General features: G+C 70.1%; 24 protein-coding genes. 3 read left to right on the top strand and 21 right to left on the bottom strand.

Features of this window, described 5'->3' with window-relative positions:
* Positions 1–315: 315 nt before the first annotated feature.
* The gene (locus ACQZOG_RS17925; protein WP_037641117.1) at positions 316–1,776 is read right to left on the bottom strand and encodes a bifunctional ADP-dependent NAD(P)H-hydrate dehydratase/NAD(P)H-hydrate epimerase; all 1,461 of its coding nucleotides are present in this window, start codon (positions 1,774–1,776) and stop codon (positions 316–318) included.
* Between the two features lie 236 nt (positions 1,777–2,012).
* Here ACQZOG_RS17925 and ACQZOG_RS17920 point away from each other — a divergent pair, with 236 nt between their 5' ends.
* The gene (locus ACQZOG_RS17920; RefSeq protein WP_359494416.1) at positions 2,013–3,161 is read left to right on the top strand and encodes a hypothetical protein; all 1,149 of its coding nucleotides are present in this window, start codon (positions 2,013–2,015) and stop codon (positions 3,159–3,161) included.
* 188 nt (positions 3,162–3,349) lie between these two features.
* On the opposite strand, the gene ACQZOG_RS17915 is transcribed toward ACQZOG_RS17920, so the two are convergent.
* The 4 genes from ACQZOG_RS17915 to ACQZOG_RS17900 all read right to left on the bottom strand — a co-directional run bounded on the left by ACQZOG_RS17915 (position 3,350) and on the right by ACQZOG_RS17900 (position 7,571).
* Positions 3,350–4,186 (bottom strand): RNA polymerase sigma factor SigF, encoded by an 837-nt coding sequence (locus ACQZOG_RS17915; protein WP_167338169.1) that lies wholly within the window; start codon positions 4,184–4,186, stop codon positions 3,350–3,352.
* 225 nt (positions 4,187–4,411) lie between these two features.
* On the bottom strand, positions 4,412–4,783 hold the full coding sequence (locus ACQZOG_RS17910; RefSeq protein WP_033272442.1) for a holo-ACP synthase: 372 nt from the start codon (positions 4,781–4,783) through the stop codon (positions 4,412–4,414).
* A 49-nt stretch (positions 4,784–4,832) separates the two neighbouring features.
* Complete coding sequence (glmS, locus tag ACQZOG_RS17905) at positions 4,833–6,680, bottom strand: glutamine--fructose-6-phosphate transaminase (isomerizing) (RefSeq protein ID WP_430741645.1); 1,848 nt, start codon at positions 6,678–6,680, stop codon at positions 4,833–4,835.
* A 102-nt stretch (positions 6,681–6,782) separates the two neighbouring features.
* Positions 6,783–7,571, bottom strand: coding sequence for a hypothetical protein (locus ACQZOG_RS17900; RefSeq protein ID WP_193455562.1), 789 nt, complete (start codon positions 7,569–7,571; stop codon positions 6,783–6,785).
* A gap of 177 nt (positions 7,572–7,748) precedes the next feature.
* On the opposite strand from ACQZOG_RS17900, the gene coaA reads away from it, so the two are divergent.
* The gene (gene coaA / locus ACQZOG_RS17895) at positions 7,749–8,717 is read left to right on the top strand and encodes a type I pantothenate kinase (protein WP_033272445.1); all 969 of its coding nucleotides are present in this window, start codon (positions 7,749–7,751) and stop codon (positions 8,715–8,717) included.
* Positions 8,718–9,099: 382 nt separating this feature from the next.
* Here the strand turns inward: coaA and glmM are convergent, their stop codons facing one another.
* The 4 genes from glmM to ACQZOG_RS17875 all read right to left on the bottom strand — a co-directional run bounded on the left by glmM (position 9,100) and on the right by ACQZOG_RS17875 (position 13,340).
* On the bottom strand, positions 9,100–10,458 hold the full coding sequence (gene glmM, locus ACQZOG_RS17890) for a phosphoglucosamine mutase (RefSeq protein WP_033272446.1): 1,359 nt from the start codon (positions 10,456–10,458) through the stop codon (positions 9,100–9,102).
* 425 nt (positions 10,459–10,883) lie between these two features.
* Positions 10,884–11,396, bottom strand: coding sequence for a 30S ribosomal protein S9 (rpsI, locus tag ACQZOG_RS17885; RefSeq protein WP_033272447.1), 513 nt, complete (start codon positions 11,394–11,396; stop codon positions 10,884–10,886).
* 42 nt (positions 11,397–11,438) lie between these two features.
* Positions 11,439–11,882 (bottom strand): 50S ribosomal protein L13, encoded by a 444-nt coding sequence (gene rplM / locus ACQZOG_RS17880; RefSeq protein WP_019526965.1) that lies wholly within the window; start codon positions 11,880–11,882, stop codon positions 11,439–11,441.
* Between the two features lie 243 nt (positions 11,883–12,125).
* Positions 12,126–13,340 (bottom strand): glycosyltransferase family 87 protein, encoded by a 1,215-nt coding sequence (locus ACQZOG_RS17875; protein WP_033272448.1) that lies wholly within the window; start codon positions 13,338–13,340, stop codon positions 12,126–12,128.
* 74 nt (positions 13,341–13,414) lie between these two features.
* On the opposite strand from ACQZOG_RS17875, the gene ACQZOG_RS17870 reads away from it, so the two are divergent.
* Entirely contained in the window at positions 13,415–14,299 is an 885-nt protein-coding gene (locus tag ACQZOG_RS17870; RefSeq protein WP_037641111.1) for a hypothetical protein, read from the top strand.
* Positions 14,300–14,318: 19 nt separating this feature from the next.
* Here the strand turns inward: ACQZOG_RS17870 and truA are convergent, their stop codons facing one another.
* The 12 genes from truA to rpmD form a co-directional block, all read right to left on the bottom strand.
* Positions 14,319–15,158, bottom strand: coding sequence for a tRNA pseudouridine(38-40) synthase TruA (truA, locus tag ACQZOG_RS17865; RefSeq protein WP_403257852.1), 840 nt, complete (start codon positions 15,156–15,158; stop codon positions 14,319–14,321).
* 142 nt (positions 15,159–15,300) lie between these two features.
* Complete coding sequence (gene rplQ / locus ACQZOG_RS17860; RefSeq protein WP_033272451.1) at positions 15,301–15,780, bottom strand: 50S ribosomal protein L17; 480 nt, start codon at positions 15,778–15,780, stop codon at positions 15,301–15,303.
* Positions 15,781–15,971: 191 nt separating this feature from the next.
* Positions 15,972–16,994, bottom strand: coding sequence for a DNA-directed RNA polymerase subunit alpha (locus tag ACQZOG_RS17855; protein WP_003966937.1), 1,023 nt, complete (start codon positions 16,992–16,994; stop codon positions 15,972–15,974).
* Positions 16,995–17,164: 170 nt separating this feature from the next.
* The gene (gene rpsK, locus ACQZOG_RS17850) at positions 17,165–17,569 is read right to left on the bottom strand and encodes a 30S ribosomal protein S11 (protein WP_003956432.1); all 405 of its coding nucleotides are present in this window, start codon (positions 17,567–17,569) and stop codon (positions 17,165–17,167) included.
* Between the two features lie 66 nt (positions 17,570–17,635).
* Positions 17,636–18,016 carry a 30S ribosomal protein S13 gene (gene rpsM / locus ACQZOG_RS17845; protein ID WP_003992375.1) on the bottom strand — a complete coding sequence of 127 codons (381 nt, stop codon included), beginning with the start codon at positions 18,014–18,016 and terminating at the stop codon, positions 17,636–17,638.
* Positions 18,017–18,208: 192 nt separating this feature from the next.
* On the bottom strand, positions 18,209–18,322 hold the full coding sequence (rpmJ, locus tag ACQZOG_RS17840; RefSeq protein WP_003974245.1) for a 50S ribosomal protein L36: 114 nt from the start codon (positions 18,320–18,322) through the stop codon (positions 18,209–18,211).
* 59 nt (positions 18,323–18,381) lie between these two features.
* The gene (gene infA / locus ACQZOG_RS17835) at positions 18,382–18,603 is read right to left on the bottom strand and encodes a translation initiation factor IF-1 (protein WP_004927214.1); all 222 of its coding nucleotides are present in this window, start codon (positions 18,601–18,603) and stop codon (positions 18,382–18,384) included.
* 149 nt (positions 18,604–18,752) lie between these two features.
* Positions 18,753–19,589 (bottom strand): type I methionyl aminopeptidase, encoded by an 837-nt coding sequence (gene map, locus ACQZOG_RS17830; RefSeq protein ID WP_058916786.1) that lies wholly within the window; start codon positions 19,587–19,589, stop codon positions 18,753–18,755.
* 159 nt (positions 19,590–19,748) lie between these two features.
* Positions 19,749–20,402: an adenylate kinase gene (locus ACQZOG_RS17825; protein WP_033272453.1), complete on the bottom strand. Its 654-nt coding sequence runs from the start codon at positions 20,400–20,402 to the stop codon at positions 19,749–19,751.
* Positions 20,402–21,715, bottom strand: coding sequence for a preprotein translocase subunit SecY (secY, locus tag ACQZOG_RS17820; protein WP_033272454.1), 1,314 nt, complete (start codon positions 21,713–21,715; stop codon positions 20,402–20,404). Before secY ends, ACQZOG_RS17825 begins: the two co-directional genes overlap by 1 nt.
* A gap of 243 nt (positions 21,716–21,958) precedes the next feature.
* The gene (rplO, locus tag ACQZOG_RS17815; RefSeq protein ID WP_024883206.1) at positions 21,959–22,414 is read right to left on the bottom strand and encodes a 50S ribosomal protein L15; all 456 of its coding nucleotides are present in this window, start codon (positions 22,412–22,414) and stop codon (positions 21,959–21,961) included.
* 2 nt (positions 22,415–22,416) lie between these two features.
* A complete protein-coding gene (gene rpmD / locus ACQZOG_RS17810) occupies positions 22,417–22,599 on the bottom strand; it encodes a 50S ribosomal protein L30 (RefSeq protein ID WP_003974250.1) in 183 nt (60 codons plus the stop codon).

The raw sequence follows: 22,599 nt of genomic DNA, 5'->3' as shown, positions 1-22,599 counted from the left end.
GAGCGGGAGGTACCCCCATCGCCCCAGGCGGCACGCATGCCCGCAGTTGGCGGGGCGACGCCCGCCACCGGTGTCGGTGTAGCCGCCCACGGCGGGGAGGGGACGGGGTGGGGGTGGGCGCCCGCAGCGGCTGGCGCGTCCACGCCCTCGGCCTCTCAAGACGCACTCTCGCGCCAGACCGAGGACGACCACCCCCACCGCGGCCCCGCACCACCACCCCACCCTGGGCGCTACACCAACCCCCACCGGACAGGTGAATGCGCCGCAGGCCTCACACGCAAGCCCCCACCGCACCGCACCCCTCCGCCGCACGCCTCACACCCCCGCTCCCACCACACTCCGCCAAGCCTCAGCGATCCGCCCCGCCACATCCTCCGCCGCCACCGGCGCCCCCTCCGCCGCGAACCGCCCCGCCAACCCGTGCAGGTACGCCGCCACACTCCCCGCGTCCACCGCCGACAACCCCGCCGCCAGCAGCGACCCGCCAAGCCCCGACAGAACGTCCCCGCTCCCCGCCGTGGCCAGCCACGGCGTCCCCGTCGGGTTCACCCGCACCGCACCCCCACCCCCCGCCTCCGCCACCACCGTCGTCGACCCCTTCAGCAGCACAGCCGCCTCGTACCGCGCCGCCAGCTCCCGCGCAGCCGCCAGCCGCCCCGACTCCACTTCCTCCCGCTCGACCCCCAGCAACGCGGCCGCCTCCCCCGCGTGCGGGGTCATCAACGTAGGCACCCCCCTCAACCCCCGACCCCGCACCGCGCCCACCTCCGCCAGCCGCAACCCGTCCGCGTCGATCAGCACCGGCACGTCCGCCGCCAGCACCTCCCCCACCGTCGCCGCGTCGTCCCCGGCCCCCGGCCCGACGACCCACGCCTGCACCCGCCCCGCCCGGGCCGGCCCTCGCTCGGACACCAGCGTCTCGGGATACCGAGCCAGAACCGCACCGCCCGCCGGCCCCACGTACCGCACGGCCCCCGCGCCACCCCGCAGCGCACCGCCCACCGCCAGCACGGCCGCCCCCGGATACCGCGCGGACCCGGCCGCGATCCCGACCACCCCCCGCCGGTACTTGTCGCTCTCCGCTCCCGGCACCGGCAGCAACCGCGCCACATCCGCATGCTGCAGCGCCTCCGCCCGAGGCGAGCCGCCCGCCCTGCCCCCCAGCCCGATGTCGACGAACCGCACCACCCCCGCGTACTCCCGCCCCGGATCGATCAACAACCCCGGCTTGTACGCCCCGAACGTCACCGTGACATCGGCCCGCACAGCAGCCCCCCGCACCTCCCCCGTATCCGCGTCGACCCCACTCGGCAGGTCGACCGCGACGACAACCCCCCGCCCCCGCCGAGCCGCCTCCGCCAACGGAACCGCGGCCTCCCGCAGTCCGCCCTTCCCCCCGATCCCCACGATCCCGTCCACCACGAGATCGGCCTGCTCGACGAGCCCCACCGCACCACCGGCGTCGGACACCACGGAACCCCCCGCCCGCCGCAACGCGGCCAGCCCACCCGCATGAGCCCGCCCCGGCGCCAGCAGCACCGCCCGCACCCCGGCCCCCCGCCGGGCGAGCCGCGCACCGGCGTACAGCGCGTCACCGCCGTTGTCCCCGCTCCCCACCAGCAGCACCACCCGGCTGCCGTACACGCGCCCCAGCACATCGGCGCACGCCGCGGCGAGCCCCGCGGCGGCCCGCTGCATCAGCGCCCCCTCCGGCGACCGCGCCATCAGTTCCCGCTCCGCCGCCCTGACCGTCTCCACGCTGTAAGCAGTCCGCATACCTCCGAGTTTCCCGCACCCCCCACCCCCTCGCCTTCCCGTCACCGCACCCCACCGCACCGCGCCCCATCGCCCCCTCCCGCACCCCCTTGACTCCACCTCCCACCCTTGCCACACTCCCGACCCCCACGGGGTGAATCGATTCACTCGAACCGGTTCGACAACCGTCCTTGCAGGTCGTCGGGTCGTCGGTTGCCGAACCGGTTCGGCAACCGACAAGGACGGGACGACACCTCATGCGACGCAGAGCCGCGTTACTCGCCTCAGCAGCAACCACCGCCCTCCTGACGGCGCTGGCCACCCTCACCGCACCCCCCGCCCACGCCCGCGCGGCGGCCTGCGGCGACGGCGCCTACCACGCCGAGGCCGTCCGGAACGGCTCCACCTGGACCGCCCGCCGGGGCAGCAGCACGGTGTACACGGGCACGGACATGCGCGCCGCCGTCCAGGCGGCGATCGGCGCCCTCACGGCGAACCGCACCAGCAAGGAGCGCGTCGTCGTCCGAGGCTCCGGCTCCGTCTCGGCCGGCTCCCGCATCTCGCTCCCCAGCTACACGGTCCTGGACGTCTGCGGCACGATCGACGTCACCGGCACCGGCTCGGGCGACCAGGCGCCGGTCTACTCACGCGGCACCCGCGACATCGAGGTGCAGCACCTCGGCGTCACCGGCGCCCCGCTCTACGGCATCTTCCTGCGCAACGTGCAGAACGTGGTCCTGGGCCAGATCGACATGCGCCTCTCCCGCGGACTCGGCGTCCGCATCGACAACCGGGGCGACACCAGCCAGTGGACGCGCAACGTCCGTATCGACGACGTGTACGTGTCGGGCGCGTCGAGCCACGCCGTGGAGACGTACGGCGTGGACGGCCTGACCGTCGGCACGGTCACGGCGCGCGACGTGGGTGAGTCCGGTCTCCTCCTCAACCAGACGATCAACGCCACGGTGTCGAAGGTGGACGCGGAGAACGCCGGCACCGGCACCGGCTACGCGGCGTTCCGCATGGCCAACCGCAACGGCCGGATCGGCAGCGGCTACGCGACGAACATCCGCGTCGGCGAGGTGATCGCGCGGGGCGGCGGACGCGGCGTGTTCTGCGTCTCGGAGAGCGGCGGGGCGACGATCGACCGGATCACGCTCTCGAACACCGGCAACAACGCGATCCTGATCGAGAACTGCTACAACGTGAACCTCGCGGCGCAGAGCGGCACGGTGACCGGCGGCGGCGAGATCCGTCTGGCGGCCCGCTCGGAGTTCGCGAACAACAGGGACGTCACGGTCCAGAACCTCACGGTGACGAACTCGGCGATCCGCGAGAGCCCTTGCGGCGAGAACATCACCTTCCGCAACAACCGCCTGGTGAACAGCACCCAGTCCGTCTGCTGAAAGTCCACCCGCTGAGAGCCCGCACGACGCAGCGGGGTGCGGTACCCGAAGGCACCGCACGACACAACGGGGTGCGGCACCCGAAGGCACCACACCACGCAGCGGGGTGCGGTACCCGAAGGCACCGCACCCCGCACCGCTCACCTGCTCGGAACACCCCGCTGCCGAAGCGAGACGAACCGGCGGCCTCAGTTGGTGGAGAGCATCCCCGCCCGCAGCCGCTTCAGCGTCCGCGACAGCAGCCGCGACACGTGCATCTGCGAGCAGCCCAGCCGCTCACCGATCTCCGCCTGCGTCAGCTCCTCCACGAACCGCCAGTGGACGATCTTCCGCTCGCGCTCGTCCAGCTCGGCGATCATCGGGGCGAGGGCGTGGAAGTCCTCGACCAGACCCAGCGCCGCGTCCTCGGCGCCGATGAAGTCGGCGAGGACGGACTCGCCGTCCGGCTCGCTGCCGATGGCGGCGTCGAGGGAGGCGGAGTTGTAGCCGTTGGCGGCCAGCCGGGCCTCGTTGACCTCGGCCTCGGTGAGGCTCATCAGCGTGGCCAGCTCGGCGGTCGTGGGCGTGCGCCCCAGCCGGCTGCGCAGTTCCTCGGTGGCGCGGGCGAGCTGCACCCGGGCCTCCTGGAGCCGCCGCGGCACGTGCACGGACCACGAGGTGTCACGGAAGAAGCGCTTGATCTCGCCGACGATGTAGGGGATCGCGAAGGAGGTGAACTCGACCTCGCGGGAGAGCTCGAACCGGTCGATGGCCTTGATCAGACCGATCATGCCGACCTGGACGATGTCCTCCATCTCCTCCGGGCCGCGGCTGCGGAACCGGCCGGCCGCGTAGCGGACGAGAGACATGTTCATCTCGATCAGCGTGTTGCGCGCGTACTGGTACTCGTGAGTACCTTCCTCCAGCTCCGTCAGCCGCCGGAAGAACTGCCGGGACAGTTCACGCGCGTCCTGCGGCGCGACCTGGCCGGGATTCGCGACCTCCGGCAGCTCGGTCACGCTCTGCGCCTGGTCCGTCCGTGCCATTGTCGACGTCACAGTAAAGCCCTCCCTCATTGATGCCCCCGCTCCGATACCGGCTCCCTGCCTGTACCCCCACTTCCTGGATGCACGCACTCTCATCGACGATTTTTTCTCAGGAGGCGTACGAGGGCGAAAACGACGGTCAGGACGGCGGCGATCAGAAGGAGCACATCGCCCCAGACGGGAAGGTCGACGGCCACCCCGGGCCACGCGGAGAACACCGACAGGTCACCCCTCCGCGATCACGACCGCCGAGGCCACCCCGGCGTCGTGGCTGAGCGAGACGTGCCAGGAACGCACCCCCAGCTCCTCCGCCCGGGCGGCGACGGTCCCCTTCACCCGCAGCCGCGGCTGCCCGCTGTCCTCGCACCACACCTCGGCGTCGGTCCAGTACAGCCCCGCGGGCGCCCCGAGCGCCTTGGCCAGGGCCTCCTTGGCGGCGAACCGCGCCGCCAGGGAGGCCATGCCGCGCCGCTCCCCGCTGGGCAGCAGCAGTTCGTTCTCCACGAAGAGCCGCCGCGCCAGCGCGGGCGTGCGTTCCAGCGACGCGGCGAACCGCTCGATCTCGGCGACGTCGATCCCGACTCCGATGATGCTCATGCGAGCACCCTAGATCGCCGGTCACCGCCGCCCTCCGGCACCGCGCACCTCACTCCACGGTCACCGACTTGGCGAGGTTCCGCGGCTGGTCCACCTCGTTGCCGCGGGCGGTGGCCAGCTCGCAGGCGAACACCTGCAACGGCACGGTCGCGACCAGCGGCTGGAGCAGCGTGGGCGTGACCGGGACACGGATCAGATGGTCGGCGTACGGGACGACCGCGTCGTCCCCCTCCTCCGCGACCACGATGGTCCGGGCGCCGCGCGCGCGGATCTCCTGGATGTTGGACACGATCTTGTCGTGCAGCACGGACCGCCCGCGCGGCGACGGCACCACCACGACCACCGGCAGGTCGTCCTCGATCAACGCGATGGGCCCGTGCTTCAGCTCACCCGCCGCGAACCCCTCGGCGTGCATGTAGGCGAGCTCCTTCAGCTTCAGCGCACCTTCCAGCGCCACGGGGTAACCGACGTGCCGCCCCAGGAAGAGAACCGTGTTCTTCTCCACCAACGACCGGGCGAGCTCCCGCACGGGCTCCATGGTCTCCAGGACGCGCTCGACGGCCCCGGAGATCGACCCGAGGTCACGCACCACGGCCCGGATCTCGTCGGCGTACTTGGTCCCGCGCACCTGCCCCAGGTACAGCGCGACGAGATAGCAGGCGACCAGCTGCGTCAGGAAGGCCTTCGTCGACGCGACCGCGACTTCCGGACCGGCGTGCGTGTACAGCACGGCGTCCGACTCCCGCGGGATGGTCGACCCGTTGGTGTTGCAGATGGCCAGCACCTTGGCGCCCTGCTCCCGCGCGTGCCGCAGCGCCATCAGCGTGTCCATGGTCTCGCCGGACTGGGAGATGGCGACGACGAGTGTCTGCTGGTCCAGGATCGGGTCGCGGTAGCGGAACTCGCTCGCCAGCTCCACCTCGCACGGCACGCGCGTCCAGTGCTCGATGGCGTACTTGGCGATGAGCCCGGCGTGGAAGGCGGTGCCGCAGGCGACGATGACGACCTTGTCGACCTCGCGCAGGACGTTCGCCGGGATGCGCACCTCGTCCAGGGTCAGCGAGCCCGACCCGTCGATGCGGCCCAGCAGGGTGTCGGCGACCGCCTTCGGCTGCTCGGCGATCTCCTTGAGCATGAAGTAGTCGTAGCCGCCCTTCTCGGCGGCGGAGGCGTCCCAGTCGACGTGGTACTCCCGGACGTCGGCGGGCGCCCCGTCGAAGTCCGTCACCTTCACCGCGTCCCGGCGCAGCTCGACCACCTGGTCCTGGCCCAGCTCGATCGCCTCACGGGTGTGGGCGATGAACGCGGCGACATCCGAGGCGAGGAACGACTCGCCCGCCCCGACCCCCACCACCAGGGGGGAGTTGCGCCGCGCGCCCACCACCACATCCGGCTCATCGGCGTGCACGGCCACCAGCGTGAAGGCGCCCTCCAGCCTCCGGCACACCAGCCGCATCGCTTCCGCGAGGTCGGCGCAGGCGGAGTACTCCTCGGCGAGGATGTGGGCGACGACCTCGGTGTCGGTCTCGGAGGCCAGTTCGTGCCCGCGTTCGGTCAACTCCTCGCGCAGGGCGGCGAAGTTCTCGATGATGCCGTTGTGGACGACGGCGACCCGGCCCGCGTTGTCCATGTGCGGGTGGGCGTTGGCGTCGGTGGGCCCTCCGTGGGTGGCCCACCGGGTGTGCCCGATCGCGGTCGTCCCGGCCGGCAGGGGCCGATCGCCCAGCTCTTTCTCCAGGTTGACCAGCTTTCCGGCCCTCTTCGCCGTGGCCAGTCCGCCGTCGGCCTGCACGGCGACGCCCGCCGAGTCGTAGCCCCGGTACTCCAGTCGCTTCAGTCCGGCCGTCACGACGTCAAGCGCCGACTGCGGCCCCACGTAACCCACGATTCCGCACATGCCGGGCAGCCTACGGTCCGTCAGCCGCCGAAAACGGCCTCCGCGTGCCCGAAATCGGAAATTCCCACCGGTGCACGAGGCACCGGTGGGAGAGGTTCCGCGTCAGCCGAGCTTGCCGACCTGGGCGGCGACGACGTCCGCCGGGACCTCGAAGTCCTTGCCGGTGGCCATGGACGCCAGGTTCACGGCGCTGAAGGTGACCACGGTCGAGCCCTTGCGCACCAGGACGATCTTGGCGGGCGCCTTGACGCCCTCGTCGGCGGCCACGGTCAGCGTGACGGCGGCGCCCTCGTCGCCGCCCTCGGGCGCGTCGCCGGTGGCGACCTTCACGACGTCCAGCGGCTCGCCGACGAGGGTGGCCTTGAACCCGCCCGCGCACTTCTCGGCCGCCTCGACGACACCCTTCACGGCCTGCTCGGCGCCGTCACCCTCGTAGGAGGCGAGGTTGATCAGCACCTTCTCCGTGTCCAGAGCGGCCAGGAGGGCCTCCTCGGGCTTGGTGTCCGCGGACGGCTTCACCGGCTCACCGGTCCAGGACCGCTTCACGGACGCGGCCGGCTCACCCTGGGCCACGCCTGCCTGGGCGTGCGCCAGCGGCAGGCAGGCGGCGTCCTGCGTCTCCACCTTCTCGGCCGCGATGTCGTCCGTGGCGGGGAGCTTGGTGGCGACCTTCCCGCCCTTGACGTCCGACTGCGCGAGGGCCGCCTTCTCCAGCTCGGCGGCGGTGAGCGTCTTCGCCGGCGCGGCGGCGGAGGTGCTGGGCGCGGCCTTGCCCTTGCCCTCGTCGGCCTTGTCCTGGTCGTCGCCGGAGCCACCGCAGGCGGTGACGAGCAGGGCCAGCGCGGCGGCGGAGGCGGCGAGCGCGGTACGACGGACGGAACTGGTTCTCACGGAGAAACTCTTTCTCGAAGGTGCGGAGGGATGATCCGCATCACGTGCGCGCACTGTAGACACAGCCGCTTCACAGTTGATCACCAGGGCCCCACAAAGTTCCCGGCGTGACACAGCCCACCTGTCGCCGCGGTCGAACTCCGTTAACAATGGACTGTGATCTCTCCGGTCTCCTCGATGCCCAGGAGCGCCCACCGGCAGCGGCCGGAGGCGACTCCCTACGTCGACCTCACCCGTTCCGAGTGGAGCGCGCTGCGCGACAAGACGCCGCTGCCGCTGACGGCGGAGGAGGTGGAGCAGCTGCGCGGCCTCGGCGACGTCATCGACCTCGACGAGGTGCGGGACATCTACCTGCCGCTGTCCCGGCTGCTCAACCTCTACGTCCGCGCCACCGACGGGCTGCGCGGCGCGCTCAACACCTTCCTCGGCGAGAAGGGCTCCCAGTCGGGCACGCCCTTCGTCATAGGGGTCGCCGGCTCCGTCGCCGTGGGCAAGTCGACGGTGGCGCGCCTGCTCCAGGCCCTGCTCTCCCGCTGGCCCGAGCATCCCCGCGTCGAACTCGTCACCACGGACGGCTTCCTGCTGCCCACCCAGGAGCTCCAGGCGCGGGGCCTGATGTCGCGGAAAGGTTTCCCCGAGTCCTACGACCGACGGGCGCTGACGCGCTTCGTGGCGGACATCAAGGCGGGCAAGTCCGAAGTGACCGCCCCCGTCTACTCGCACCTGATCTACGACATCGTCCCGGGCGAGAAGCTCACGGTGCGGCGGCCGGACATCCTGATCGTGGAGGGACTCAACGTCCTTCAGCCCGCCCTGCCCGGCAAGGACGGCCGCACGCGGGTCGGTCTCGCCGACTACTTCGACTTCAGCGTGTACGTCGACGCGCGGGCGGAGGACATCGAGCACTGGTACCTGAACCGCTTCCGCAAGCTGCGGCAGACGGCGTTCCAGGACCCGTCCTCGTACTTCCGGAAGTACACACAGGTGTCGGAGGAAGAGGCCCTGGACTACGCCCGCACGATGTGGCGGACGATCAACAAGCCGAACCTCGTCGAGAACATCGCCCCTACGCGGGGCCGGGCGACCCTGGTCCTCCGCAAGGGCCCGGACCACAAGGTCCAACGCCTGAGCCTCCGCAAACTCTGACCCTCCGGGTGCGGGACCTTTGCACCCCGGGTGCACCGACTCACCCCGCGCGGGTGCGGCCCGCCCCGGCACCACAAGCCACCCGGTGTCGGTGCCGGCCGAGGGGGTGTTGACGCACCTCGGCGCCAACGAGGTGCCGCCGCGCCCACCCGTGCCGCCCCAGCGGCACGACTGCCCGCGGCTGGGCCGCGTACGGCGGGGAGGGGACGGGGTGGGGGTGGGCGCCCGCAGCGGCTGGCGCGTCCGCGCCCTTCACGTACAAGCACGCACTATCGCGCCAGACCGAGGACGACCACCCCCACCGCGGCCCCGCACCACCACCCCACCGTAGGCGCTACAGCAACCCCCACCGGACAGGTGAATGCGCCGCAGGCGTCAGACCTCAGCCCAGCGCCGACTTCACCGCATCCGCGAGCCGTCCCGCCACCGACCGCGCCTGGTCGATGTCGGCCGCCTCCACCATCACCCGCACGAGCGGCTCCGTCCCCGACGGACGAAGCAGAACCCGCCCCGTCCCGCCCAGCTCCCGCTCAGCCTCGCCGACAGCCGTCGCCAGCTCCGCCGACGTCTTCACCCGCGACTTGTCCACATCAGGCACATTGATCAGCACCTGCGGCAACCGCTCCATCACAGAAGCCAGCTCCCGCAACGACCGCCCGCTCTCCGCGACCCGCGCCGCCAGCAGCAGCCCCGTCAGCGTCCCGTCCCCCGTCGTGGCGTGGTCGAGGATGATCACGTGCCCGGACTGCTCGCCGCCCAAGGCGAACCCGTGCTGCTTCATCTCCTCCAGCACGTACCGGTCCCCCACCGCCGTCTGGACGAGCCGGATCCCCTCCCGCTCCATGGCGAGCTTGAACCCGAGGTTCGACATCACCGTCGCGACCACCGTGTCGGACCGCAGCGCGGACCGCTCCCGCATGGCCAGCGCCAGCACCGCGAGGATCTGGTCCCCGTCGACCTCCTCACCCGTGTGGTCGACGGCGAGACACCGGTCGGCGTCCCCGTCGTGCGCGATCCCCAGTGCGGCCCCGTGCTCGACGACGGCGGCCTTCAGCTGCTCCAGGTGCGTCGACCCGCACCCGTCGTTGATGTTCAGCCCGTCCGGCTCGGCTCCGATGGTGACCACCTCGGCCCCAGCCCGACGAAACGCCTCCGGCGACACCTGCGCCGCCGCCCCGTGCGCCTCGTCCAGCACGATCTTCAGTCCGTCGAGCCGGTTCGGCAGCACGCCGACGAGGTGGCCGACGTACGTGTCGAAGCCCTCCTCGTGGTCCCGCACACGCCCGACCCCGGACCCGGTGGGCCGGTCCCACGGCGCACCGGTCCGGTGCTCCTCGTAGACCGCCTCGATCCGGTCCTCCAGATCGTCGGCGAGCTTGTGCCCGCCGCGGGCGAAGAACTTGATGCCGTTGTCGGGCATGGCGTTGTGGCTGGCGGAGAGCATCACACCGAGGTCCGCGCCGAGCGCACCGGTGAGGTGGGCGACGGCCGGCGTCGGCAGCACGCCGACCCGCAGGACGTCCACGCCCGCGCTGGCGAGCCCGGCGACCACGGCGGCCTCCAGGAACTCCCCGGACGCGCGCGGGTCACGCCCGACGACGGCGGTGGGCCGGTGCCCTTCGAACGTGCCCGCCTCGGCCAGTACGTGCGCGGCGGCGACGGACAGGCCGAGGGCCATTTCCGCCGTGAGATCCGCGTTGGCGACACCGCGCACGCCGTCCGTGCCGAAGAGTCGTCCCACTTGTCCTCCTGAGGATGCGTCAGTATCGGCAGCCCTCCAGGGCCCCGCCACCAAGGTCCCGCCGAGGCGTTGGACCGGCCCGTACGGCCGACGGCTGTGCCACTGACAAAGCTGAGCTCATGATGTTCGACGTTGCTTCTGATGTTCGACGGTCACGGAGCGCCCGCGGCTCCGGAGCCGCATGAACGCGCACCACGGCCTCACCGGGTGCACACCACGGGCTCACCGGGTACACACCACGGCCCCACCGGGTACACACCACGGCCCCACCGGGTACGCACCCGGCGTCACCGCCGAACCATCCGATCACATTAGCGTTTGAGCGCCTTGTGCCGTTATACGCCCGCGTCAGTGAATAAACGAACGCCCCGGCAGCACGTTGGCGTGCCGCCGGGGCGTTCGGAGTACGCGCGAGCGCCCTGCGATTAGCGCTTGCTGTACTGCGGAGCCTTGCGGGCCTTCTTCAGACCGGCCTTCTTCCGCTCGACCGCACGGTCGTCGCGGCGCAGGAATCCGGCCTTCTTCAGCGGACCGCGGTTGTTGTCGACGTCCGCCTCGTTCAGCGCACGGGCGACACCGAGACGGAGCGCACCGGCCTGACCGGAGACACCGCCACCCGCGATGCGGGCGATGACGTCGTAGCGGCCCTCGAGCTCGAGCACCTTGAAGGGCTCGTTCACTTCCTGCTGGTGCACCTTGTTCGGGAAGTAGTCCTCGAGGGTGCGACCGTTGATCTTCCACTTGCCGGTGCCCGGAACGATCCGGACGCGGGCGATGGCGTTCTTGCGACGGCCCAGGCCGGCGGCCGGCTGGGGCTCACCGAAGCGGGACGCCATGGACTCCGAGGTGTACTCGCCCTCGACGGGCGCGTCCGACTCGGTGGTGTAGCTGTCGATGTCAAGCTCTTCGAGCGGCTGCTCGGCAGTGGTCTCGGCCACGATTCTCCTCAGATTCTGTTCAGTCTTAGGGGGTGGCCGGACTTACTGCGCGACCTGGGTGATCTCGAACGGCACCGGCTGCTGGGCAGCGTGCGGGTGCTGGTCGCCCGAGTAGACCTTCAGCTTCGAGAGCATCTGACGGCCCAGGGTGTTCTTGGGGAGCATGCCCTTGACGGCCTTCTCGATGGCCTTCTCGGGGTTCTTGGCGAGCAGCTCGTCGTAGCGGACGGAGCGCAGACCACCCGGGTAGCCCGAGTGGCGGTACGCCATCTTCTGGGTCCGCTTGTTGCCGGAGAGGTGCACCTTGTCGGCGTTGATGATGATGACGAAGTCACCGGTGTCGACGTGGGGCGCGTAGATCGGCTTGTGCTTGCCGCGCAGGATGGAGGCGGCAGTGGAGGCCAGACGGCCCAGGACGACGTCCTGAGCGTCGATGACGTGCCACTGGCGCGTCACATCGCCGGGCTTGGGGCTGTACGTACGCACGGTTCGTAGCCTTCGCTTCTTCAGTGAATGGTCCTGACAAGGTCACCGAAGACGATCACGACAGCCCTGACCGCACAGCGGTGACGCAAACCGCGTGCTGGTCGCTGGTCATCGGCCCGGTGGACCGGTGTAAGGGCCCCTCACGTGAGAATGAGTAAGCCACTACACACAACAGAGACGCAGAATACCCGTGCTCGGCCGGACGGGTCAAAACGAGCCCGCCGCCCGTGGGCGCGCCCCATTTTACGGCCGTACGGCGCCGCCCGCGGCCGCACGCCACCCGTCCGCCGCCCGGCCTGCCCCTTCCTCGTCGCGGGCGTCCCGCGCACCCCGGACGGAGTGGTACGCCACCGTCCCCGCCAGTACGCACAGCGTGACCGCGTCCCGGAACGCCCGGCGCTTCCCCGACTCCAGCCACGGCCAGGTCACCCCCGGCAGCTGCGGCACCAGCGACAGCCAGAACCACGGCCGCCGCGTCACCGACCCCGCATACGGCAGTCCGGCGAACAACAGCGGCAGCACCACGAGCAGGTAGTGGTTGTAGGAGGGCCGCGACACCAGGAACGCGGACAGCATCAGCCCGGCAGACGTCTCCGCCAGCCGCAGCGGCTCGGGCCCCGGCCCCCGCCACCGCCGGTAGGCGCACACCACCCCGGCCGCCGCGGCGGCGGCCGCGAGCGCCTGGGCCAGGGCCTCGGGGACGCCGAGCCGGGGCAGCACGGCCGCCGGACCCGCCTCGTAGAGCCGGAGGAAGGCGTCGTCGGCGGTGAACAGGAAGGGGAGGGTCCGGGTGAGGAAGCCGGTGGGGTCGGGCAGGAAGAGGGCGGCCACCACCGACGACACCGCCGGCACCAGCACCACCAGCGCGAGCGCACCCCACCGGCGGGCGAACAGGAACAGCAGCGCCATCGGCGCGAGCAGCGGCTTCAGCGCCACCGCCACCCCGATCACCGCACCCGCCGCGACCCATCGCCCCCGGCTCGCCAGCAGCAGGCACAGCGGCAGCGCCAGCACGGCCGTCACCGTCCAGTTGCCCAGCCGCACCAGCTGCGCGAACGGCGCGAACCCGGCGGCAAGCGCGAGCAGCCCGAGGACGGCGAGCCTGCTGCGCAGCGGCACCCGGTGCGTCAGCAGCGCGCACGCCCAGCCCGCCACGAGCGCGAGGACGACCAGGACCGGCATCAGGACGTCGAGCACGGACCGTGGCAGCAGCGCCTGCGGGGCGGCCGCGACGACCGCGCTCGGGAAATAGAGGAAATGCGCGTCGTCGTACGGCGATCCGCCGTCCAGCCAGGTGCGCGCCGCGTCCACGACGATGCCGTTGTCCATGCCTCCGTCCGAGGTCACCAGCACCGTATGGGTCGTCAGGGCGGCCAGGACCGCCACGAGTCCGGCCCACCAGCCGGTGCCCGCGGGGCGCACCAACCACCCGGAGATGTCGCTTTTGCCCGTCGCCATGGGCGCAACGCTAGGGCCTCGCGGGCCCGTTGAGGCGGACCAGCACACCCCTTGCCCCGTCTAAGATGCGCCCCATGAGCTTTGGGCAGGGGGGGTCCTCCCAGCAGTGGGATCCCTGGAAACCGAATTCGCAGCAGCCGTGGAACGGCGGCGGCAGCGCCGGCGGGTCACCCGACTGGGCGGCGCTCGCCGACGCGTCCGAGGCGCGCGCCAAGCGGCGCCGGCTGCTGTTCATAGGCGGCGGCGCACTCGCCGCCGTGGCGATAGGCACCGCGGTGGCGGTCGCCGTCGTGTCGGCGGGCGGCTCGAACCAGGCCTCCCCGGGCACCGAGTCCGCGCTGCCCGGCGTCTCCGACCTGCCGAGCGCCACCGGCACGGTCCCGTCGTTCGAACCGACGAGCGCGCCGCCCCCGCTGGACCCGAAGGACTTCGTCGCCAGCGCCCAGAAGGACAAGGCGCCGCTGAGCCCCGACATCCTGTTCCCAGGCACGCAGCTGACCATGGGCGACACGGTCTACAAGAAAGGCCCGACGGCGGACACCAAGGACTGCGCGTCCGCGGCGAAGTCCACGCTCCCCAAGGTCCTCACCGACAACAGGTGCACGCGCCTGATCCGCGTCACCTACAGCCGGGACGGCGTGGCGGTGACGGTCGGCGTGGCGGTCTTCGCGACCGAGGCGCAGGCCACGAAGGCCAAGCAGCAGGCGGACGCGAAGAGCATCGTCAAGTCGCTGTCCGGCGGCGGGGTGAAGGACTTCTGCGTCGGCGCGGTCTGCCGCTCCACCACCAACGCCTACGGCCGCTACGCCTACTTCACGCTGGCCGGCTTCACCAGCGGCAAGGACGTGACGGAGAAGGACAAGGCCGTCTTCAAGACCGGCGACGACCTCCAGGAGTTCACGTACCGTCAGATCCGCCGCAGGGGCGAGGCCCAGGCGTCGGCGGCGGCGGCCGGCTGACCCGGCCGCCCGGAGCGCGTCAGCAGCAGCCGGCCGACGGCAGCGTCCGCTTGTTGCGCGCCTCCACGCTGCGGGCCGCAAGGAGCTCGTCGGCCGGGTAGCCGACCTCCTCCAGGGTCAGGCCGTGCGGGCGTACGACATGGACGGCCGAGTCCCGTACGCCCGCGGCGAGGACCTTCGCGGGCCAGTCCGGTGTGCGGTGGCCGTCACCGACGAACAGCAGCGCGCCGATCAGCGAGCGCACCATGTTGTGGCAGAAGGCGTCGGCCCGCACGGTGGCCGTGATGATCCCGTCGTCGCCCCGTACCAGGCTCAGCTGCTGGAGCGTCCGGATGGTCGTCGCGCCCTCGCGCCGCTTGCAGTAGGCGGCGAAGTCGTGCTCGCCGAGCAGTCCGCGGGCGGCCTCGTTCATGGCGTCCACGTCGAGCGGCCAGTCGTGCCACAGCACGTGGTTGCGCAGCAGCGGGTCGACGCCGCCGGGGTTGTCGGTGACGCGGTAGGCGTAGCGCCGCCAGATCGCCGAGAACCGGGCGTCGAAGCCCTCCGGCGCCTCCCTGAGCGCCCATACCCGCACGTCCTTCGGCAGCCGCCCGGCGAGCCGCTTCAGCAGCTTCGCCCGGTGCTCGGCCCACACCTCGCGCGGCAGGTCCACGTGGGCGACCTGACCGCGCGCGTGCACACCGGCGTCGGTCCGCCCGGCCACGGTCAGCTCGAACGTCGTCGCGGACCGCGTCACGGTCCGCAGGGCGTCCTCGATCTCCCCCTGCACGGTCCGCCGCCCTCCGGCCTGCTTGGCCCACCCGGAGAACGCGGTCCCGTCATAGGAAAGATCCAGCCGAACCCGCACCACACCACTCACCCGGACATCTCCATTCCACAACGAAGCGGGCCCGCTCCTGTGAAAGAAGCGGGCCCGACAACACCCTCAAAGGGCGCGGGGAACTGCGCGAACAACCACGACGGAGCCGCGGCCGCCCATGGGCAGGCCCCCCGCAGAACGCTTACGCGTCCTTCGACTCCTCGGCCGTGTCGGCCTGGGTCTCGGCCGCCTCCGCGGCCTCGGCGTCCTTCGCGGACCGCTTGGTCGCGGCCTCGGCCTCGCCGACAGCGGCCTGCTGCACCGTCAGCGCCTCGACCAGCTCGATGACGGCCATGGGCGCGTTGTCGCCACGGCGGTTACCGATCTTGGTGATGCGGGTGTAGCCACCGGGACGGTTCTCGTACCGCGGGCCGATCTCGGTGAAGAGCGTGTGGACGATGCTCTTGTCCGTGATCACCTGGAGCACCTGGCGGCGGTTGTGAAGGTCGCCCTTCTTCGCCTTGGTGACCAGACGCTCGGCGTAGGGACGCAGCTTGCGCGCCTTCGCCTCGGTGGTGGTGATGCGGCCGTGCTCGAAGAGCGCCTTCGCGAGGTTCGCGAGGAGGAGCTTCTCGTGCGCGGCGCTGCCGCCCATACGGGCACCCTTGGTGGGCCTCGGCATAGTGACTCTCCTGTGTGTCTGCCCCGGCCGTATCAGGTACCGGAGTCAGTATCCGAGCAGGCGGTCGCCTGTCGGAGATCCAGAGCGCCTTCACAGACGTCCTGGAGGACCCGCGCCCCCGAAGGGGCGCGGGGAACTGCGCGACCAGCCGAAACCGGCCGGCAGTCAGCAACGGACCGCAGGTCCCGAGCTCAGTACTGCTCGGTCTCCACGAAACCCGCGTCCGCGTCGTCGTCCGCGCCGAACGCGTCCGCCGCGGCGGTCGGGTCGAACCCGGGAGGCGAGTCCTTCAGCGCGAGGCCCATGCCGGCCAGCTTGGCCTTGACCTCGTCGATGGACTTCGCACCGAAGTTCCGGATGTCGAGCAGGTCCGCCTCGGACCGCGCGACGAGCTCACCCACGGAGTGGATGCCCTCACGCTTGAGGCAGTTGTACGACCGGACCGTGAGCTCCAGCTCCTCGATCGGCAGCGCCAGGTCGGCGGCGAGGGCGGCGTCCGTCGGGGACGGGCCCATGTCGATGCCCTCGGCGTCGATGTTCAGCTCGCGGGCGAGACCGAACAGCTCGACCAGGGTCTTGCCGGCGGAGGCCATGGCGTCACGCGGACGCATCGCCTGCTTGGTCTCGACGTCGACGATGAGCTTGTCGAAGTCGGTGCGCTGCTCGACTCGGGTCGCCTCGACCTTGTAGGTGACCTTCAGCACGGGGCTGTAGATCGAGTCGACCGGGATACGGCCGATCTCCTGGCCGACCTGCTTGTTCTGCACGGCGGAGACGTAGCCGCGACCGCGCTCGACGGTCAGCTCCATCTCCAGCTTGCCCTTGCCGTTGAGCGTGGCGAGGACGAGGTCCGGGTTGTGCACCTCGACACCGGCCGGGGGCGCGATGTCGGCGGCGGTGACCAGACCCGGGCCCTGCTTGCGCAGGTACATCACGACCGGCTCGTCGTGCTCCGAGGAGACGACCAGCTGCTTGATGTTGAGGATCAGGTCGGTGACGTCCTCCTTGACGCCCGGCACGGTGGTGAACTCGTGCAGGACGCCGTCGATGCGGATGCTGGTGACAGCGGCACCGGGGATCGACGACAGGAGGGTGCGGCGGAGGGAGTTGCCGAGGGTGTAGCCGAAGCCCGGCTCCAGCGGCTCGATCACGAACCGGGAGCGGAATTCGTCGACGACCTCTTCGGTCAACGAGGGACGCTGAGCGATCAGCATGAGTGGATCAGATCCTTCTTTCGTGGACGCCCGCTATTTGACGTCCGACGGAAACCGCACCCGGTGAAAAGTGCGGGTACTGCAAGGGTACGGGCGATACGGCCCTTGCGAGCCGTACCGCCCGGAACCTCAGGCCCTGCGAAGCGGCCGAGTGAGACGCGGAACGCGACTCAGACGCGGCGGCGCTTCGGCGGGCGGCAGCCGTTGTGCGGGGTCGGGGTGACGTCCTGGATGGAGCCGACCTCGAGGCCCGTGGCCTGCAGGGAGCGGATGGCGGTCTCACGACCGGAACCCGGGCCCTTGACGAACACGTCGACCTTGCGCATGCCGTGCTCCTGGGCGCGGCGGGCAGCCGACTCGGCGGCCATCTGCGCGGCGAACGGCGTGGACTTCCGGGAGCCCTTGAAGCCGACGTGGCCGGCGGAGGCCCAGGAGATCACGTTGCCGGACGGGTCCGTGATCGAGACGATCGTGTTGTTGAACGTGCTCTTGATGTGCGCGTGGCCGTGAGCGACGTTCTTCTTTTCCTTGCGGCGCACCTTCTTGGCAGCGCCCTGACGACCCTTGGGGGGCATCTGTACTCCTACGGGAGGTGGTCGGTCCTACAGCGAAGACCGCTGGACGGCGAAGTCCGCTGAGGACTACTTCTTGCCCGGCTTCTTCTTGCCGGCGATGGCGCGACGCGGGCCCTTGCGGGTACGCGCGTTGGTGCTGGTGCGCTGACCGCGGACGGGCAGACCGCGACGGTGACGCAGACCCTGGTAGGTGCCGATCTCGACCTTGCGGCGGATGTCGGCCTGGATCTCGCGACGGAGGTCACCCTCGGTCTTGATGTTGTTGTCCACGAACTCGCGGATCGCGACGAGCTGCTCTTCGCTCAGGTCGCGGACGCGGGTGTTCGGGTCGACGCCGGTCGCGGCCAGCGTCTGCTGCGAAAGGGTCCGGCCGATGCCGAACACATAGGTGAGGGCGATCTCCACGCGCTTGTCGCGCGGGATGTCAACACCGGAAACGCGTGCCATTCAATGGCTCCAGTTGGTTGTCGGAGGTCTTCCACAGAACCGACTCCCCGCCCGCCGTACCAGGTACGGACCGGGTCCCCGGCCTCCGAGCCGGGGGTGTCGAGCCGTGCGGCTCGGGTCCTGCGTATGAACGTGTGTTGCTCGCGTCGCGCGAAGTCTGCGGGAGGCGCAGAGGGTGGATCAGTGCTGCGGTCAGCCCTGGCGCTGCTTGTGGCGCGGGTTGTCGCAGATGACCATGACCCGACCGTGACGGCGGATCACCCTGCACTTGTCGCAGATCTTCTTGACGCTCGGCTTGACCTTCATGGGTGTGAGGTTCTCCGGGTCAGTGCCATCACCCCGGCGGACCGGGGAGCGGGCAAGATCTACTTGTACCGGTAGACGATCCGGCCACGCGTGAGGTCGTACGGAGACAGCTCCACCACGACCCGGTCGTCAGGGAGGATGCGGATGTAGTGCATGCGCATCTTGCCGCTGATGTGTGCCAGGACCTGGTGGCCGTTCTGGAGCTCGACCCTGAACATGGCGTTCGGCAGAGACTCGACGACAGTGCCCTCGATCTCGATGGCACCTTGCTTCTTGGCCACGCTTCGCCCTTCGAATCGACTACCTTGATCGACTCTCGAGTACACCGTGACCACATGCGGACATGCGGGTGCACCAGAGCCGACGAGTCAGTCTACGTCAGCGCACCCGGAAACACGAATCGAGAGATTCTGCCCTCCGGGCGAGATCCCTAACCCAACGGGTCGGGGGCGGCCTGGACGCCCATCTCCGCGAGCTTCGCCTTGCCGCCGTCGGGGGCGGTCAGCACCAGGGGGCCCTGCTCGGTGAGGGCGACCGAGTGCTCCCAGTGGGAGGACCAGGTGCCGTCGGTCGTGATGACCGTCCAGTCGTCGGAGAGGACCTCGGTGCGCGGGGTGCCGAGGGAGACCATCGGCTCGATCGCCAGGCAGAAGCCGGGCACCAGCTTCGGCCCCTTGCCGCGCTTGCGGTCGACGTAGTTCAGCAGGTGCGGGTCCATGTGCATCTCGGTGCCGATGCCGTGGCCGCCGTAGTCCTCGATGATCCCGTACTTGCCGCCGCCGGGCTTCGGCTGGCGGCGGATGTACGTCTCGATCGCACGGGAGATGTCGACCAGCCGGTTGCCCTGCTTCATGGCCGCGATGCCGGCCCACATCGACTCCTCGGTGACCCGGGAGAGCTCGACCAGCTCCGGGGAGTGACCGGAGCCGACGAACGCGGTGTAGGCGGCGTCGCCGTGCCAGCCGTCGATGATGGCGCCGCAGTCGATGGAGATGATGTCCCCGTCCTTGAGGATCACGTCGTCGGACGGGATGCCGTGGACCACGACCTCGTTCACCGAGGTGCAGATGGTGGCGGGGAAGCCGCCGTAACCGAGGAAGTTCGGCTTGGCGCCGTGCTCGGCGAGCACCTTGCGGGCCACCTGGTCCAGATCCTTGGTGGAGGCCCCGGGCACCGCGGCCTCACGCGTGGCCGCGTGGATGGCGGCGACGACCAGCCCCGCCTCGCGCATCTTGGCGATCTGCTCAGGGCTCTTGATCTGCACCATGGGGACGAGGGCCTTTCTGGACCGGTGGAGGAGTACGAACGCTTCCAACGATACGGGCGCGAGCCGCCCGCGTGCCGCGCGGGCGGCGGCACGGACCCCGCCCACGCCACAGCCGCGGCCCCTCGGGGGGAACCGCGGCTGTGCAGGCGGCGGGACGGACTACTGGCCGCTCTTCAGCGCCTCCAGCGCCCGGCCGGTGACCTCGTCGACGGGGCCCATCGCGGAGATGGTCACCACCAGGCCCTGGGCCCGGTAGTAGTCGATGATCGGCTCGGTCTGCGTGTGGTAGACCTCCAGGCGCGTGCGGACGGTCTCCTCGGAGTCGTCGTCGCGCTGGTACAGCTCGCCGCCGCAGTGGTCGCAGACGCCGTCCTGCTTCGGCTTGCTGTAGGTCACGTGGAAGACGTGCGAGGAGTCCTTGCGGCAGACGCGCCGCCCGGCGATCCGCTTCACGACCTCGTCCTCGGGGGCCTCGAGATCGAGCACCGCGTCCAGCTTGATGCCCTCGGTCTTCAGCAGCTCGTCCAGCGCCTCGGCCTGCGACACGTTGCGCGGGAAGCCGTCCAGCAGGAAGCCGCCCTCGGCGTCGGGCTGCGACATGCGGTCCTTGGCCATGGCGATGGTGACCTCGTCCGGGACGAGGTTACCGGCGTCCATGTAGGACTTGGCGAGCTTTCCCAGCTCGGTCTGCCGGCTGATGTTGGCGCGGAACAGGTCGCCCGTGGAGATGTGCGGGATGCGCAGTTTCTCGGCAAGGCGGGTTGCCTGTGTGCCCTTCCCAGCACCCGGCGGCCCGACGAGGACGATTCGCATCAGCGGAGGAACCCTTCGTAATTGCGCTGCTGGAGCTGGCTCTCGATCTGCTTCACCGTCTCGAGACCGACACCCACGATGATCAGGATGCTCGTCCCGCCGAACGGGAAGTTCTGGTTTGCCCCGAAACCAACCAACGCCATCGTCGGTACGAGAGCGATCAGACCCAAGTACAGCGAACCCGGCCAGGTGATCCGGTTGAGTACGTAGCTCAGATACTCAGCGGTCGGTCGGCCAGCCCGGATGCCCGGGATGAAGCCACCATACTTCTTCATGTTGTCCGCGACTTCCTCGGGGTTGAACGAGATGGCCACGTAGAAGAACGCGAAGAAGACGATGAGCAAGAAGTACAGCGTCACGTAGATCGGGTGGTCACCGCGGACGAGGTGCGACTCGATCCAGGTCTTCCAGCCCGAGGTGCCGCTGGAGAACTGCGCGATCAGCGCCGGGATGTACAGCAGCGACGAGGCGAAGATGACCGGGATCACACCCGCCTGGTTGACCTTCAGCGGGATGTAGGTCGACGTGCCGCCGTAGGACCGGCGGCCGATCATGCGCTTCGCGTACTGGACGGGGATCCGGCGCTGGGCCTGCTCGACGAAGACGACCAGGCCGACCATGACCAGGCCGACGGCGATGACGGTGCCGAACTCGATCCAGCCGTCCGCCAGGCTGCCCTGCTCCTTGATGGCCCACAGGGCGGAGGGGAAGGTGGCGGCGATCGAGATGAACATCAGGATCGACATGCCGTTGCCGATGCCGCGGTCGGTGATGAGCTCACCGAGCCACATGACCGCGGCCGTGCCGGCGGTCATGGTGATGACCATGGTGATGGTCACGAAGATCGACTGGTCCGGGACGATCTGGCTCGCGACCGGGCAGCCCTGGAAGAGGGCGCCGCTGCGGGCGGTGGCCACCAGGCCGGTGCCCTGGAGGATGGCGAGCGCGACCGTCAGGTAACGGGTGTACTGCGTGATCTTCGCCGTGCCGGCCTGCCCCTCCTTCTTCAGGGCTTCCAGGCGCGGGATCACCACGGTCAGCAGCTGCAGAATGATGCTCGCCGTGATGTACGGCATGATCCCGAGCGCGAAGACCGTGATCTGGAGCAGCGCACCGCCGCTGAACATGTTCACCAGACCGAACAGGCCCTGGTTCGCCTGCGCGGCGTCGATACAGGTCTGGACGTTCCGGTAGTCGACACCCGGGATGGGTACGTGCGTACCGACGCGGTACACCACGATGATGCCGAGCGTGAAGAGCAGCTTCTTGCGCAGGTCGGGCGTCTTGAACGCCCGGGCGAACGCGGTGAGCACGGTGCCTCCTGCGACCCCCCGCGCAACTGCGTCAAGGGTGATGGTCTGAGATTCCGACTGAGGACGAATTCTTAACGGTCAACTGCCGCCCTGAGTGCCCCGCGTGGGGCTCCCGAGGTGAATGGGCAGCGCAGGCCACCTTACCGGCGACACCACCGCCCTAGGAACGACCAACCGGGGATACCCCATTTGTGGGGTATCCCCGGTCGGGATCGCTCTACGTCATCGAGACACCTGACGGGGTCAGACGAGCTCGGTGACGGTACCGCCCGCGGCGGTGATCTTCTCCTTGGCGGAGCCGGAGACGGCGTCGACCGTCACCTGCAGCGCCACGGAGATCTCGCCCTGGCCCAGGACCTTGACGAGGCTGTTCTTGCGCACGGCGCCCTTGGCGACCAGGTCCTCGACCGTGACCTCTCCGCCCTCGGGGTAGAGGGAGGCGAGCTTGTCCAGGTTCACGACCTGGAACTCGGTCTTGAACGGGTTCTTGAAGCCCTTGAGCTTCGGGAGACGCATGTGGAGGGGCATCTGGCCACCCTCGAAGCGCTCCGGAACCTGGTAACGGGCCTTGGTGCCCTTGGTACCACGACCGGCCGTCTTACCCTTCGACGCCTCACCACGACCGACACGGGTCTTCGCGGTCTTGGCACCGGGGGCGGGACGGAGGTTGTGGATCTTGAGCGGGTTGTTCTCCGCCATGATCAGTCGACCTCCTCGACCGTCACGAGGTGGCGGACGGTGTGCACCATGCCGCGGAACTCGGGACGATCCTCCTTGACGACCTGCGTGTTGATGCCCTTGAGACCAAGGGAGCGCAGGGTGTCACGGTGGTTCTGCTTGCTGCCGATGTAGGACTTGACCTGCGTAATCTTGAGCTGCGCCAT

Origin of the sequence: Streptomyces sp. P13-3-3 (genome assembly GCF_050571355.1) — a bacterium.
GTDB lineage: Bacteria > Actinomycetota > Actinomycetes > Streptomycetales > Streptomycetaceae > Streptomyces > Streptomyces althioticus.
This window is presented reverse-complemented; position numbering and strand designations above follow the sequence as displayed.

Excerpts from the sequence above, each read along its gene's own strand:
- rplQ (WP_033272451.1), bottom strand. The coding sequence starts at position 15,780 with ATGCCGAGGCCCACCAAGGGTGCCCGTATGGGCGGCAGCGCCGCGCAC.
- ACQZOG_RS17825 (WP_033272453.1), bottom strand. The coding sequence starts at position 20,402 with ATGCGAATCGTCCTCGTCGGGCCGCCGGGTGCTGGGAAGGGCACACAG.
- rpsK (WP_003956432.1), bottom strand. The coding sequence starts at position 17,569 with ATGCCCCCCAAGGGTCGTCAGGGCGCTGCCAAGAAGGTGCGCCGCAAG.
- rplO (WP_024883206.1), bottom strand. The coding sequence starts at position 22,414 with ATGGCGGAGAACAACCCGCTCAAGATCCACAACCTCCGTCCCGCCCCC.
- glmS (WP_430741645.1), bottom strand. The coding sequence starts at position 6,680 with ATGTGCGGAATCGTGGGTTACGTGGGGCCGCAGTCGGCGCTTGACGTC.
- ACQZOG_RS17855 (WP_003966937.1), bottom strand. The coding sequence starts at position 16,994 with ATGCTGATCGCTCAGCGTCCCTCGTTGACCGAAGAGGTCGTCGACGAA.
- coaA (WP_033272445.1), top strand. The coding sequence starts at position 7,749 with ATGCCCAGGAGCGCCCACCGGCAGCGGCCGGAGGCGACTCCCTACGTC.
- ACQZOG_RS17870 (WP_037641111.1), top strand. The coding sequence starts at position 13,415 with ATGAGCTTTGGGCAGGGGGGGTCCTCCCAGCAGTGGGATCCCTGGAAA.
- rpsM (WP_003992375.1), bottom strand. The coding sequence starts at position 18,016 with ATGGCACGCGTTTCCGGTGTTGACATCCCGCGCGACAAGCGCGTGGAG.
- ACQZOG_RS17920 (WP_359494416.1), top strand. The coding sequence starts at position 2,013 with ATGCGACGCAGAGCCGCGTTACTCGCCTCAGCAGCAACCACCGCCCTC.
- ACQZOG_RS17875 (WP_033272448.1), bottom strand. The coding sequence starts at position 13,340 with ATGGCGACGGGCAAAAGCGACATCTCCGGGTGGTTGGTGCGCCCCGCG.
- ACQZOG_RS17915 (WP_167338169.1), bottom strand. The coding sequence starts at position 4,186 with ATGGCACGGACGGACCAGGCGCAGAGCGTGACCGAGCTGCCGGAGGTC.
- ACQZOG_RS17925 (WP_037641117.1), bottom strand. The coding sequence starts at position 1,776 with ATGCGGACTGCTTACAGCGTGGAGACGGTCAGGGCGGCGGAGCGGGAA.
- map (WP_058916786.1), bottom strand. The coding sequence starts at position 19,589 with ATGGTGCAGATCAAGAGCCCTGAGCAGATCGCCAAGATGCGCGAGGCG.
- rpmD (WP_003974250.1), bottom strand. The coding sequence starts at position 22,599 with ATGGCGCAGCTCAAGATTACGCAGGTCAAGTCCTACATCGGCAGCAAG.
- ACQZOG_RS17910 (WP_033272442.1), bottom strand. The coding sequence starts at position 4,783 with ATGAGCATCATCGGAGTCGGGATCGACGTCGCCGAGATCGAGCGGTTC.
- rpmJ (WP_003974245.1), bottom strand. The coding sequence starts at position 18,322 with ATGAAGGTCAAGCCGAGCGTCAAGAAGATCTGCGACAAGTGCAGGGTG.